The organism is Vibrio sp. 1069 (genome assembly GCF_033340555.1).
Genome location: NZ_JAWOWP010000331.1, coordinates 1 through 723, shown reverse-complemented (window position 1 = coordinate 723; position 723 = coordinate 1). Strand labels below are relative to the sequence as shown.

General features: G+C 47.0%; 1 protein-coding gene and 1 pseudogene. One reads left to right on the top strand and one right to left on the bottom strand.

Annotated features, from left to right (window positions below; genetic code table 11):
* Positions 1-257: pseudogene (locus R7040_RS26325) on the top strand (ATP-dependent protease); the annotation flags it as partial.
* 56 nt (positions 258-313) lie between these two features.
* Here the strand turns inward: R7040_RS26325 and R7040_RS26320 are convergent.
* Positions 314-723 (bottom strand): DUF2860 family protein (locus tag R7040_RS26320; RefSeq protein ID WP_318097556.1); only part of this gene is annotated, 410 nt, incomplete at its 5' end.

Genomic DNA, 723 nt, shown 5'->3' with positions numbered 1-723 from the left:
GCAAAGTAAACGCACTGCTTGGCAGCCGTGAGATTGAGGCATTTTGTCCGTTGCAAAAAAGCGATGCGGAGTTTCTCGAAACTGCACTCCATCGGCTGGGGTTATCGATTCGTGCCTATCATCGCATCATTAAAGTGGCCCGCACGATAGCGGATTTAGAAGGTGCTGAGCAGATTGAGCGTTCTCATTTGGCGGAAGCGCTCGGGTATCGCGCGATGGACCGATTGCTGAAACAACTCACGGCTCAAGCCGTGTAGTGGTCATTTGAGAGGAGTTCGCGGCGAGTATTCACATGTTCGCCGCGAGAACCATGTTAGAAGCTGTAGTTAAAGCCTAACGACAAAAGGTATTCATTTTCGTCATAAAAGGTGATGTTTGAATCGGTTTGGCTATAACCCGCGAAGGAAATGAACGACCAGTTTTGCCAATCAAACACGTTTTGGTATTCGTAAGCGGCAAACAAGCTCAAGGTGTCATCACTGCGCGTTTTCGCAAAAGTTTGGCTCGCCGATTGATAATCTTTGAGTGCATAGCCAGCTGTTAAGGCTAAACGATGACGGTTGATGAACTTAAACCAACTTACGTCAAAGGCATAAGAGTCATACGATTCTGCTTTTCCATCCGCATCTTGGTTGATGTAGGTGAACGCGGGTTGCAGTAGCGATGTTTGGTCTAGTGAAATACGATATTCGCCTTTTACGTAATAAATACTGGCATCACGCG